This window comes from Paenibacillus bouchesdurhonensis (assembly GCF_900155685.1).
Lineage (GTDB): Bacteria > Bacillota > Bacilli > Paenibacillales > Paenibacillaceae > Fontibacillus > Fontibacillus bouchesdurhonensis.
This window is the reverse complement of record NZ_LT732548.1, coordinates 1318936-1332015: the sequence shown is the minus strand read 5'-3', so window position 1 is coordinate 1332015 and position 13080 is coordinate 1318936. Positions and strand designations below refer to the sequence as shown.

Sequence of the window (13080 nt, the reverse complement as noted above, 5' to 3'; positions counted from 1 at the left end):
TTTGAAAACATCGATGCAGCGCCCCTCATTCAAAAAAGTGCAAATGCCGCAAAACATTGCTATTGCCGGGAGATGACGGCTAAGACAGACTGGTGGTGAACAAGGGAAGCATATTTCTATGAGAGAGGCGGCGATGTTGTTGAATAAGAAGCTTTACCATGGCGCCTGCTTGTATCCCGAGCTATGGAGCCGGGACGTGCTGCTGCAGGATATCGCTACTATGAAGCAGGCGGGAATCAATGTCGTGCGAATCGGGGAATTTGCCTGGTCTGTGTTTGAGCCGGAGGAGGGACGCATCGATATCAGCTCGTTTGCCGATGTGATTAAGCTGCTGCACGAGCATGGCATCGATACGGTCATGTGCACCCCGACGCCGACGCCGCCAATCTGGCTGAGCCATGGCCACCCGGAACGAATGTACGTGAATGAGCACGGCATCGTGATGAATCACGGTGCTCGGCAGCATGCCTGCACCAATCATCCATATTTCCGGGAACGGGCCGCTATCATTACCGAGCATATCGCCCAGGCTGTCGGTTCCTTGCCGGGCGTCATTGCCTGGCAGCTCGATAATGAGTTCAAGGCTCATGTGGCGGAGTGCATGTGCAGTACATGCAAAGACTTGTGGTATCACTGGCTGGAGGAGCGATACGGTACAGTTGAGAGACTGAATGAAGCCTGGGGCACGAACGTCTGGAGCCAGACTTACCAGCGGTTTGACCAGGTGCCGCAGCCGGGGCCGGCCCCCTTCCTGCACAATTCGTCTCTTAGGACGATGTATCAGCGCTTCTCGATGGAGAAGATCGCGGAATTCGCGGATGAACAGGCGGCGATCATTCGGCGCTATTCCGCCGCACCGATTACGCATAATAGCAGCGTTGCCTTTCACGTCGACAATGAACGATTGTTCAAATATCTCGATTTTGCCTCCTTCGATACCTATGCGTCTAAGGAAAATGCCCACGCATACTTGTTCAATTGTGATTTGTGGCGCAATTTCAAGCCGGGTACGGATTTTTGGATCATGGAGACAAGCCCGTCCTATGCGGCTTCGTTGGAGAGCTATGCCACGCCGCATCCGAGCGGGTATGTGAAGGCAGAAGCCGTAGCGGCCTATGCCTTAGGTGCCGGGGCTTTTTGCTATTGGCTGTGGCGGCAGCAGCGCACGGGCAGCGAACAGCCGCACGGCTCTGTCGTTAGCGCCTGGGGCGAGCCGACGATCGGCCATCGCCAGGTGCTGGAAGTAGAGGCCGCCAAGAGGGAGCTTGAGGCGATTCTCTTGGAGACAACTCCCGTTCAAGCGGAAGTGGCAATGACATACTCGGATACAGCAAAAGCTTACCTGAAGACAGAGCCGCACCGGAAGCTGGATCATCGGGGGCTGGTGAATGATTTCTATCATCGAATACTTTCGCTCGGCATCCATCGCGATGTCCTTCCCGAAGGAGGCGATCTTAGCGGATACAAGCTGTTATTCACTCCTTTTCTCCCCTACGTATCCACCGATTATTTGCAGCGGGCACTGGAATTCACCGCCCGGGGCGGCATCTGGGTCGTTGGGCCGCTAACCGGAGGGCGTACGGAGGAGCACACGATTCATACGGATGCGGGACTAGGTGAACTAGAGAAGTTAGCGGGCGTCAAGACGGTATTTACGTATCCCATGGATGGGACGGGATCAATCGGTCGCGCCTTTGGCATATCGACTTCGCTCTCGCTATGGAGCGCGGTATTTCAGCCGCTGGAAGGCGGCGCGTCCGTGGTGGGCGAGATCAGCGAAGGGCTGACACCTGGCTTGGCGTTTATAACCGAGCAGCAGTATGGGCAGGGGACAATCGTCATGCTTGGCTCAATGCCAAGCGGCGAGGATGGCGATCGGCTGCTTCACCAGCTCATCCGGCATTACGCCGATAAAGCGCAGGTGGCGCTACAAACGGACGTGACGCCCGGCACCATCGTTGCGCCAAGGCTTGGAGCAGATGGCCAAACCGTGTGGATCGTCGTCAATTTGGACGGCTGTGGAGGAAGCGTTACGCTGACGTCTCCAGGTAAGGATGCCGTGACTGGAGATGAGCTTTCAGCGGGAATGGTGACTGTGGAGGCGTTTGGATACAGGGCGATTAGTTTGGGATAAGTACAAAAAAACCCTATAGCGGATATAGGGTTTTTTGCTGTATAATATTAGGTCTATGGATGAAACCTTAAATTAAGTTTCCACTTGTTTGATTGTTCTTACAGCATGAATTTTTAGAGGAGTTTTATGTATGAGAAGCCCAAAAATCACACTAGCTATCCTGCTAATGAATTTATTTATCGCCTTTCTCGGGATCGGACTCGTTATTCCGGTACTGCCGACAATTATGAATGAGCTAAATATTACCGGAGCCGTCGTTGGTTATATGGTGGCGGCCTTTGCGATAACTCAGCTCATCATCTCTCCGTTTGCCGGCCGTTGGGTGGATAAGTACGGACGTAAAATCATGATTGTGCTCGGCCTGTTTATCTTCGGCTTCTCGGAGTTCCTGTTCGGGATCGGGAGGTCGGTGGAGGTTTTATTTATCTCCCGCATGCTAGGCGGGATCAGCGCGGCATTCATTATGCCTGCGGTAACTGCCTTTATCGCGGATATTACAACGAGCGACACCAGATCCAAAGCGCTTGGCTATATGTCGGCGGCGATTAGCACCGGCTTCATCATCGGGCCGGGATTTGGCGGGATTTTGGCTGAAATCGGCACGCGTATCCCGTTTTATTCCGCCGGTGTGCTCGGCGGCATCGCCGCGATTCTTTCTTTTGTCCTGCTGAAGGAACCAGAACGTACAGATAAAGGAACATCGAAGTCAAGTCAAAAAAGCGGACTGCGTCGTATTTTCATTCCGATGTACTTCATCGCTTTCATATTGATCTTCGTGTCATCATTCGGTCTTGCTGCATTCGAGTCGCTCTTCAGTCTGTTCGTCGACCATAAGTTCGGCTTCACGCCAAAGGACATCGCTATCGTCATTACCGGCGGTGCGCTAGTCGGCGCGGTAGCCCAGATCCTGCTATTTGACCGCCTGACCAAACGCATCGGCGAAATCAATGTCATCCGCTATTGTCTTGGGATCTCGGCCGTTCTCGTGCTTCTAATGACCTTCGTAAGCACCTATTTCATTATTTTGCTGACGACCTTCGTCCTTTTTACTGGATTCGATTTAATGCGACCGGCCATCACATCTTATTTATCAAAGATTGCCGGGAATGAGCAAGGCTTCGTGGGCGGCATGAACTCCACTTTTACAAGCATAGGCAACATTTTCGGCCCGATCATCGGCGGCGCGCTGTTCGATCTCAACTTGAACTATCCCTACTATTTCGCTACCATCGTTCTGTTGATCGGAACAGTAATCGCACTATTTTGGAAGAAGCCGGAGCTTCAAGATCACTCTATGTAAGATGAACTAAGGAATGAGATACAGATGATAAGAGAATAAAATGTTTCTGGAAATTCGGGGCAGCCTTCTGAAGGAAAGCTGCCCCGAATTTATTTCAATAGTTCACTTATATTAATGCATTTATGGTAGTTAGTTTCAGCGACATAGAAAGAAAAGTAGATTTAAATGGGTTTCATATCGTTAGAAGAGGGGCTTTTATAATCATGAGCTGGATTCTTGATTTTAGGTGCATCAAATCCATCTCATCCCCTGAAGCATTCGTTTAGAGCATAGTTAGATACATCATTTCCATTTAGTGCACAAATACTTGGTGTTCCAAGGAGCAACATCGATCGTAGGAACACTTTACGTTCTTGCCCTCACATCCATTATAATAGTCCGCCTATATAGCAACTAGTTTGAATAAAATATCATACAACATGCCATCCGGCTGGATGATCCAAAGCTCCTCCACCTTTTGCCGGAACTACGACATATAATTTAATCAAGGCGTATTAAAAGACATATTATAAGCGGCGATTGATTTCCAGAATTGTATGGAAATCGATCGCTGCTTTTGTATGGGCACCTATTCTACAATGCCCCCCTTTATGTAGATCGAACCCAATTTGTTATTTGGTTATCTCATTCACTAACTTTAACAATAACAAATATCAGTTTTTTTCTAAAAATATATCAAACTTAAGCCGATAAGTATAAATGCAGTACTTTTATATCATTTTATTTAGGGTTTCTTTTTATGGATCGACTAACAAGGAAGGTTCATAAAATTATTTAGGCCGATTAAGGACAATCAATAATTAAAGAGGAGATTCATGCATGAAAAACAAATCATCTAGAGAAAAAACATCCGTAGTTCACGGGGAAATCAAAACAAAACTGGTTCATTCACTAAAGTTCAAGCTTATGTTCCTGAGTGCAGTATGTCTGGTCATTATATTACTCATTGGCGGAATGTCGCTTACTATGCTGGGCAACAACAATCAAAGCTATGAAATGACAACCCATATGAGCCAAGTTAATCGACTATCGGAACAGAATGAAACCTTGGACGTCATGTATGTTTCCTCTAAAGATAGCAATTATTTAGACGAGATCTATGCTAACATCGACCAAGCTTTTAACATTATTAATACGAACAATCCAAATGGCAAGTACAAAGAAGAATGGGATAACTTAGGGGCGCTGTTAGCTCAAAATAAATCGAACATGCAAGAAATTATTGAACTGTCCAATGAACGCGGGTTCGATCTATCGACCGGAATCTTTCAAAAACTGATTGAAAATGAAGGCTCCCTTCAGGAACAAAGGGATTTATTGAACAAGATACCAAGCTGGATTGATATTCCTATGCTGAATACTGCTCCTTTATTACAGGATTCTGACACGATCGACGGAGTAACCTATAGTAAATATCGATATATCAATGACATCCCGGATAAAGGGGATCGCGACAAGCTATTAGCCCGGATCGGCGGCGATTCTGTAGAATACAAAGGCACAGCCTATTTAACCAAAATTCAACTTCTGAACGAGTCATCCCAAACTGCAGTAGACTTTGCAAAAGTATCAGAATTTACAACACAGCGGAGCTATGGTTCTGCGCTCGATGGAATTGAGTATACAACCTTTCAAGGGGAGCCCGCATTTAAAATCGCTAACAATTTTACAGCAGCAAACGCATCCTGGGAAGAGATCGGCATTGAGATAAATACTGCAGACATCCATTTAAATGAATATGATCAGGTTTCTTTTGAAATATACTTCGATGCAGCTGTTCATCCCAGGAATATCTCATTAGGTGTCGCTTTAGATCAACGCTATGATTTCGGCAATGCCGCCAATCAGATTAACCAGCTTTTGAATGAATATAATCGAGCTGTGATCGAAGGCAGGAGCGAAGAGGTTACAAATCAATATCAAGAGATCAGTTCAATTATTAAGGAGATGAAGTCGGGCTTTGGTAGTTACTTCGGCAGTAATGAAACACCAACAGAAGCAATAAATATTATGGATGAGAAAATGAACATCCTAGAAGAATTGCAGCCAATAAATTCAACGCTGGTTCAATTAATCAATGAGAATATAAATTTAGTAGCCGAGGTGCGCAGCGTCATTGAAAGCATCCATGGGAAAATTTCTGACGACATGGTAGCCGGTGCAAACAGCTTGCGAGCGATGATTATCATTTTAAGCATTGCGGCGATTGCGATAGTTATGGTCATTTTATTCATCATAACTCGTAGTATCCAAAGGAATGTCGATCAATTCCGATATCTGCTGCAAGAAATGGGAAAAGGAAACCTAAGTGCACGTGCTAAAATTACCTCCAAGGATGAGTTTTCACTTTTTTCTAATTACCTTAACCAATTTAGCGACCAGCTCAGCGACACTTTGCAGAAAATACAAGATCTAACATTGGAAGTAAATGAGAAGAACATAGCTGTTTATGGCGTTATTCAGTCTGTGGTGAACGGTAAAGATGAAAAAGAGGGGATACTGCAGCTACAGGAACATTTCAGATTGATCGAAAATAGCGTTACAAATCAAAGTGCAAACACAGAAGAATCTTTATCGAGCCTGCATGAAATATTGGAAACTAACAAAGGCTCCGTAAATGAAATTAACGCTACGAAGAACATCTCTGAAAAATCTTTAGCCAGTGTCCAAGAAGGCGTCAATAATATCGAAACATTGAATAGCAATGTTCAAGGGATATCACAAAGTGTCGATCGATCCAGCGATGAAATTCATGAACTGATCGAATATGCGAAAGCGATTGAAGAGGTATTGGTCACCATACAGAATTTTGCCAGCCAGACTAACTTGTTGTCCTTGAACGCCTCCATTGAAGCAAGCAGAGCTGGCGAGGAAGGTAGAGGATTTGCAGTGGTAGCCGTTGAAGTGAAGAAGCTGTCCGAAGCTACAAGTTTAGAAACACAGAAAATTAGCGAGATTATTAATAACGTTAATAATAAAATAGCTCAAGTGCAATCTGCCAATGAAGATGTTAAATCCCATGTCCAGGATACAACAAGAATTGCAACGCATTTCACTCATATTATTAGCAATATGAAAGAGTCAACAGAACATAGCACCGCTTATATTACAAATCTCATGGATCAAATCACAAGACAGATGTTAAGCACAGAAGATATTGTGAATGCGGTTGACCTCATTAGTACCGACTCACAAGAAATTTTGGATAAAACAGTAATTACGACAGCAGTCACTGATGAATTAGCAGACACATTAGTTCAAAATCTTGAAGTAGTTGAAGAATTAATGGAAAGCATCACAAGGATTAAAGAAGATATCAGTGCTTTTAAATTAAAATAATTGGCGGGCTGTGCATAAGTTATTTCGCTGACTTATGCACAGCCCTTTTTGAGTGAAGCGAATATTATCTATTCCGTTTTTCAGGCAACAAAAAAGGCACCTTCCCGGCGCCTCATCTCTATCTTATCATTTGCTTGTATCTTCGATGGACTTGATCTCCTGCGGCTTGTCTTCCTCTTCTTTGAAATCTCCGCGAGCGCCTTTCTTGAACTCCCTTAACATCGTGCCAAAACTGCGTCCAAGTTCCGGCAGTTTGCTGGGACCGAACAACAGGAGCGCGGCAATGACCAGCAACAGCAGATGTGTTGGCCGCAACAAGTTTTCAAGCACATTTATCACTCCTCAGATATATCTTATTGTAAATTATACTACTTTATACGGTAGAAAGGGAGTTTTTCTCTTTATTTTCAGCAAATCAATGGGGGAGAAACCAAAACAGCCCCCTGGGCATATGCTGTGATCAAAGCGACGCAAAGGAGTGAACCTCTTGAGTTCCTACAGTCTGTTAGCGATCATAGCGATCGGTTTGGCATCCAATCTGGATAATGCAGGAGTCGGAATAGCTTACGGCGTCCGAAAAATCCGCATTCCATGGTACTCGAACCTGGCTATTGCAATCATATCCTTCTTGGCTACCCTGATCTCCGGTTTGTTCGGAAATTTAATATCGACATGGATCTCCCCCTGGATCGGCCAACTGATTGGAACCATCGTCATCATCGGTGTCGGCGTATGGGTGCTGCTTCAGCCTTATGTAGAAAAAAAACCAATTCCCAAGGAGACATCCCCGACCAGCTCATTCACCAGACTGCTGCAAAATCCAGAAGAAGCGGATATTGACAGTTCAAAATCCATTAGTTTAGCCGAGTCGATTTTGCTAGGAATTGCTCTAGCTATGAATGCACTCGCCGGAGGATTCAATGCAGGAATTACCCAATTGAATATTTGGTATACCTCGCTGTCTGTTGGGATATTCAGCTTTATTCTATTAGCTCTTTGCGCCGGGTTTGGGGAGAAATTTGCAGCCGAGAAGCTAGGGAATCGGGCGACGGTAATTTCGGGATTGTTGTTGATCTTTATCGGTTTTCGGCAAATGTTCTGAGAATATTTAACCAATTTACTAATTTATAAAATAATATAATAAGAAAAGGAATTATCTTATCACCCGCATGGACAACAGCTCTGCCGACTTCTCCTTGGATCAGTAAGTGGATGTGGTATTCTCCAATACAGCTTTGCATTGGATTAAGGATCCCGAGGATGTGATGGCTTGCGTAAGTAACGCAGCTATTGTACTAAATAGAATAATTTAAATCACCATAAGGTCTGTGCCTTGAAGAATTTATTCATTATCCATCAAGTAGATAGTTAAATAAAATGGTTTTGGGAGGCGATCAATTTCCCGAATTCTATCGAAGAGTGATGGTATCGACACACATGATCTGGATATCTTGGTCGCGTGTGTCGATAACCTGACCGGCTTCTCTGAAGCGATAACAGCCTGCTATCCGAAGGCCGAGATTTGGAAGTGCATCATCCACCAGATCCGCAACTCGACGCGCAACATATCGAGAGCTACCACCGCCAGCTGAGCAAGGTAACCAAGGTCAAGAGCATCTTTTCCGACGGACGAGGAACTGCTGAAGATGCTGTACCCAGTCACGATGGATGTCACCCGCAAATGGACAGGCACTTGGGGATAATATTGCTCCTGCTCCCCGTCTTCTTTCCGGAGCGTATCAGTAGCTACTTACGTCAGAAACGCAAAATTCTCCTCGGGGGATTGCTTAAAATGAGTTTACACAAAATATTTTACGCTCTCCTTAAAAGATTACATGACAGTGTACCCAGTTCAAATCCAGAGAGCTTTAAATATTACGTTGGTCTACTAAGCCAACAACTTTTACTCCGCAGGGTAATTCGTGCAGGGATACAACAATTAAAGATAGCAACTGAGGATCGTGATATCGATCAAGCATTTCTTTTTATGCAAAGAAGCTTGGATATATTGTCGGGCCGGGCGTGGATCGCCGAGAATTTAGATCATTATCGGAAGCAGCCATGGATTATTTTGAAGAATTGGAAGCTCGGGCACAAAATCATGACGTGACTCAAATACCAACGGACTGGCTATGTATAAGATATCAAAAAATTCAAAAGATGATGAAGACGTAAGATAATTCAAAATAGTAGAAAAGGCACATATTATTGAGCAATACTTGGAGACAGAAGACAAGCTAGAGTTAATCGGTATCGGTAAATATTCTGATTCCGAAGATGTTAAACAACTTGAGCTAGATATTCCTGTCGCGTTGAGAGAACAATATCAGCTTATCGTTGAACACAGACTTAAAGATCATTATCAAAGAATGAAACGAAAAAATTGGCTGGAAGCAGCGGGAAACTTATCTGCCCAAGGTTACAGCTACTTATAGCAATACTACCGGGTACTCGTTCAAGGTACTCCCTCAACTGAAAGTGCAGTAATAAGGACTCTCGAAAAAGTTGAAAGAATGAAGAAGAGCTCAGCGAGATCGAAAAAATGATGTATCCTGTCGTAAGATCTCTAGCTCAGCTTGATCCTGAACAATTGATCATCGTTGAAAAAAAGTATTTTGTTAGAGAGGAACTAATCTATCACGCATTATATACCAAATTAGGGATGGGGAGACAAAGATTTCATGTGCTAAAAACTGTTTTAATGCGTCTTTCAGAATCATGGAGAATGTACATGGCCCTTAAGTTCTATTTTTGTAAGTGAAAAGAATTAAAATACAATATATGGTTTACTTCCCTAAATATTTATATTAAGGTTTATGGGATTGGAAAATACTACATAAGGGAGATTTGTAAATGAAAGCAAAAAAGTTGTTTATTTTGACACTTGTCGTAGTTCTTTTCTCTTCATTCGGAAGTATTAGCTTTGCCGAACCTAAAGCTGATTCGGGAGGAACCGTGATCTATCAGGCCGAAGAAATTACAGATTTAGATGTCCTTTTTGATCGAGCTAAAAATGGCATTTCTGATGTAACCAACGATTCGGAACAAGCTTTGTTTGTTGTTCAAAGTCCTTCTGATAATAATGATAATATTAAACAATATACAACAACCCAGAAGTTACTGGCTGTTCAGAATGGGGAAGAGCTAGTAGAGACATTTAGCAAAGTCTCATTTCTAGTTATTACCAATGATTATAATAGTTCTGAAAATGGAAATCTTATTCGACCTTTCGGTAGTAAAGAAGAAGAGGAATGGGATTCGGGCTATGGTTTAAGAGCGTATTCTAAAGTAAATTATACACGTACATTAAATAATAATGTATATGCTTATAAGTTAGATTCTGTAAGTGGTGGGTGGGATAAATCAGATTCTAGATATATTTTATCTGATCGTAAAGTTGTATATGGAATTAGTGGAAATGCCCAAGGTAGTGGGATTGGTGTTTCCAGATCATCAGGAAACTTATATCCAAGTGGAAATACATTTTCTTATACAGCCCCGTCTTCCTGGCCAGCTCTCGAAACAAATCTTAAGATGGGTGTAAACACATATATAACAATTGAACGTGGGACAAGTTCTACTTGGACATTACATCATCAAAATAACCTCACACAATAATATATTTATTTAAAAAAGTGGCGAACATGCTTAAAAAGCTGTTCGCCATTCTTTAATATTTTAATGTAATAAATGATAGAACAATAGAAGTAATTTTATTTATTTACTCAGTAGTTCAAAAGATTCTTCATTATTATCCCAACGAATTGTTATTTTAATAGGATCTTCTTTTTTTGGAAGAGCGCATCCAGAGCAATTTACAGGGATACTCATCTCACCATTAATTAAACCAAAGTTAGATAATTTCGTTGTTTTATTTCCATTTTCAATAATTAAATCATCAATATTGTTATTAAAATTCGATTGTCCTCTATAAATAAAAATATATTTTCCTTGTTGAGTATTACTTTTTGTGTTTATAGTCACATTATATCTTCCAGTCCAATATTTACCTTCCCCTATATAGTTTATTCCAGAGCTACAACTAACTAAAATCAATAGTGAAAAAAATAAAGTAAGAATAAATTTAAGTTTTTTAATCATTATTTCCCTCCGTTGAAAGTGATTAATACCATTATAACTATATATTATATTCTTATCTAAAAAAAGGATGATTTAATTGCTTATCTTATAGAACATAAAGTCAGTCTTTGACGGCGGAGAACATATCTTAAAGCTCGGATCGTGCCTTATCGAAACCCACGTAACAGTGGATAGCAAAGCGTTGATTGTAGCTTTCAAACTGAGCAACCAGGAACTTCTCAAAAGCGCCTCTTCATGTGGGAACTGCTCTTTGCGCTTGGTGTATCGCTCAATTTGTTCGTTAAACGATTCAATGAGATTGGTTGAATTGCGTATGGACTCAGGATAGCTGTAAAACGTGAGGATATGCGGGTTCTCCTGAAGCGATTTCACTAACTTGGGATAGGCGGCTCTCCACTTGTTACAGAAGCTCTGTAAGGCGTTTTTGCAGCTGAGTAGGGAAACCAGCGGGCTTCATTTGAGTTCTGCTGTTTATCCATATCTAAGTGAATTCGAACCTGATTTCGATGAATTTTAAGGTTCTTCCTCCGACGGCACTCCCGATTATTTACGGTTATGCCATCGGGCAGCGCGCATTCATAAGACAATTCATGATTCCTGATACCATCGATCCCTTGCGGGAAACAATGATATATAGTTTATTATCACAATAAACCTCTTCTCCAAGTTCAAGAACCTCATCCCATTCAAATAGCATCAATAAGCACACAAATTTTCCTAAATGAGTTTGCCACATGCAAGGTTAACCTAGCTTGATCCTGCTTAAATTTCGTTTCCGCCTCTTCTATGGATACTGCCAATTCAGGAATGAAATACTCATTATAAAAATGAGACAAGGCTTCTTGTTTATCCAAGACGGCTCCTCCATTCAATTCATTTTAATTTCTGTTCCAGATAAAACCTTCTTATCATCCAATGTTATGCTATTCCCGCTTCCAGACAATTCAATCTTATTTGCATTAAGATTAATGTTTTTACTGCTTACAATATGAATGCCACTCTGATCATGGAGTATGATTGACATATCCTGTGAAGAAATCTCAATATGATCAGGCGCCAATTTGATTTTCTTTCCGTATTTCGTATAAAGTGTTTTTGTGGCGGGATCGAACATAACGTCATCTTCAGATTCGGTTGATTCTTTCGTTGCTGAGGAAGCAATTAGTGTCGGAGTTTGCCTCTTAACTGAGCTAATCGCATACCCTTCTTCTTTGCAGCTTGGAAAATAAATACGAACATGATGAACCCCCTCTTAATAGGTGAAAGCTATCAGTGATATTACAATTATATATTTAATCAATTTACAAGTTTATGCAATGATATAACAAGAAAAGGAATTGTCTTATCACCCGCATTAACCTATGAGGAGGTACATTTATGGGATCTATTCATGATTGGAAGCCGGAGTTGTACGATCAGAAGCTTGGATTTGTATCGAATTTCGGCAAGGATGTCGTCAGCCAGCTTCAAGCGCAGCCGGGAGAGGTTATTCTTGATCTGGGCTGCGGAACCGGAGACTTAAGCTATGAGATTCAGAAGACTGGAGCTTCCGTGCTCGGGATGGACTATTCCCCCTCGATGATTGAGCAAGCCCAGCGGAAGTATCCCCAATTTGATTTTAGGGTCGGCAATGCTGCCGATTTCTCCTTGGATCAGAAAGTAGATGCGGTTTTCTCCAATGCAGCTTTGCACTGGATTAAGGACGCCGAGGATGTGGTGGCTTGCATAAGTAACGTCCTCCGGGAGGGCGGACGATTCGTTGCCGAATTTGGCGGCAAAGGCAATGTGGATATGATTGTCCAGAGCATCTACAAGGTGTTGTCCGAGCAATACGGCATCGACGCCAAGAAGCGCAATCCCTGGTTCTTCCCAAGTATTGGCCAATATAGCTCCTTGCTTGAATCGAAGGGCCTTCGTGTCACCTATGCGGTGCATTTTGATCGGCCTACTCCGCTAGAGGATGGCGACAATGGGCTGTTCCATTGGCTTAACGGGTTAGCCGCAGATGAGTTCTTTTGTGATTTTACAGAAAGCAAAAAAGTTGAGGCGTTTCAACATATTTGCGATGCAGCGAGACCTGTGTTATACAAAGACGGCACTTGGTTAGCGGATTACAAACGAATTCGCATCGTGGCCGTGAAGCAGGTATCGTGCTAAATAGATAATTTCAATTGCCATATGATCTGCTCCTTCGGTAAGTCTCCCT

At 42.8% G+C, this 13080-nt stretch carries 11 protein-coding genes and 2 pseudogenes; 9 read left to right on the top strand and 4 right to left on the bottom strand.

The annotated features are described in order from the left end of the window. Nucleotides 1-133 precede the first annotated feature (133 nt). The 3 genes from CZ379_RS10555 to CZ379_RS10545 all read left to right on the top strand — a co-directional run bounded on the left by CZ379_RS10555 (nucleotide 134) and on the right by CZ379_RS10545 (nucleotide 6773). Complete coding sequence (locus CZ379_RS10555) at nucleotides 134-2134, top strand: beta-galactosidase (RefSeq protein WP_199925811.1); 2001 nt, start codon at nucleotides 134-136, stop codon at nucleotides 2132-2134. Nucleotides 2135-2264: 130 nt separating this feature from the next. Beyond that, entirely contained in the window at nucleotides 2265-3434 is a 1170-nt protein-coding gene (norA, locus tag CZ379_RS10550; protein ID WP_110931593.1) for a multidrug efflux MFS transporter NorA, read from the top strand. Nucleotides 3435-4253: 819 nt separating this feature from the next. After that, a complete protein-coding gene (locus CZ379_RS10545; RefSeq protein WP_110931592.1) occupies nucleotides 4254-6773 on the top strand; it encodes a methyl-accepting chemotaxis protein in 2520 nt (839 codons plus the stop codon). Nucleotides 6774-6899: 126 nt separating this feature from the next. Here the strand turns inward: CZ379_RS10545 and tatA are convergent, their stop codons facing one another. After that, nucleotides 6900-7103 (bottom strand): twin-arginine translocase TatA/TatE family subunit, encoded by a 204-nt coding sequence (gene tatA / locus CZ379_RS10540; protein WP_199925565.1) that lies wholly within the window; start codon nucleotides 7101-7103, stop codon nucleotides 6900-6902. A gap of 157 nt (nucleotides 7104-7260) precedes the next feature. On the opposite strand from tatA, the gene ytaF reads away from it, so the two are divergent. The 5 genes and pseudogenes from ytaF to CZ379_RS10510 all read left to right on the top strand — a co-directional run bounded on the left by ytaF (nucleotide 7261) and on the right by CZ379_RS10510 (nucleotide 10391). Next, nucleotides 7261-7875: a sporulation membrane protein YtaF gene (gene ytaF / locus CZ379_RS10535; protein ID WP_110931591.1), complete on the top strand. Its 615-nt coding sequence runs from the start codon at nucleotides 7261-7263 to the stop codon at nucleotides 7873-7875. A gap of 343 nt (nucleotides 7876-8218) precedes the next feature. Continuing rightward, nucleotides 8219-8461 (top strand): annotated as a pseudogene (locus CZ379_RS27165) (transposase); the annotation flags it as partial. Between the two features lie 104 nt (nucleotides 8462-8565). After that, nucleotides 8566-8883 carry a hypothetical protein gene (locus CZ379_RS27160; protein ID WP_407668659.1) on the top strand — a complete coding sequence of 106 codons (318 nt, stop codon included), beginning with the start codon at nucleotides 8566-8568 and terminating at the stop codon, nucleotides 8881-8883. Between the two features lie 109 nt (nucleotides 8884-8992). After that, nucleotides 8993-9208, top strand: a complete 216-nt coding sequence (locus CZ379_RS10520) for a hypothetical protein (RefSeq protein WP_110931589.1) — start codon at nucleotides 8993-8995, stop codon at nucleotides 9206-9208. A gap of 418 nt (nucleotides 9209-9626) precedes the next feature. Continuing rightward, the gene (locus CZ379_RS10510; protein ID WP_110931587.1) at nucleotides 9627-10391 is read left to right on the top strand and encodes a hypothetical protein; all 765 of its coding nucleotides are present in this window, start codon (nucleotides 9627-9629) and stop codon (nucleotides 10389-10391) included. 99 nt (nucleotides 10392-10490) lie between these two features. On the opposite strand, the gene CZ379_RS10505 is transcribed toward CZ379_RS10510, so the two are convergent. The 3 genes and pseudogenes from CZ379_RS10505 to CZ379_RS26145 all read right to left on the bottom strand — a co-directional run bounded on the left by CZ379_RS10505 (nucleotide 10491) and on the right by CZ379_RS26145 (nucleotide 11728). Then, nucleotides 10491-10874, bottom strand: a complete 384-nt coding sequence (locus CZ379_RS10505; protein ID WP_110931586.1) for a hypothetical protein — start codon at nucleotides 10872-10874, stop codon at nucleotides 10491-10493. A gap of 127 nt (nucleotides 10875-11001) precedes the next feature. Next, nucleotides 11002-11300: pseudogene (locus CZ379_RS10500) on the bottom strand (transposase); the annotation flags it as partial. Nucleotides 11301-11560: 260 nt separating this feature from the next. Next, on the bottom strand, nucleotides 11561-11728 hold the full coding sequence (locus CZ379_RS26145; RefSeq protein WP_199925564.1) for a hypothetical protein: 168 nt from the start codon (nucleotides 11726-11728) through the stop codon (nucleotides 11561-11563). 523 nt (nucleotides 11729-12251) lie between these two features. Between CZ379_RS26145 and CZ379_RS10490 the strand changes: the two genes are divergently transcribed. Then, nucleotides 12252-13031 carry a class I SAM-dependent methyltransferase gene (locus CZ379_RS10490; RefSeq protein ID WP_199925563.1) on the top strand — a complete coding sequence of 260 codons (780 nt, stop codon included), beginning with the start codon at nucleotides 12252-12254 and terminating at the stop codon, nucleotides 13029-13031. Nucleotides 13032-13080: the final 49 nt, after the last annotated feature.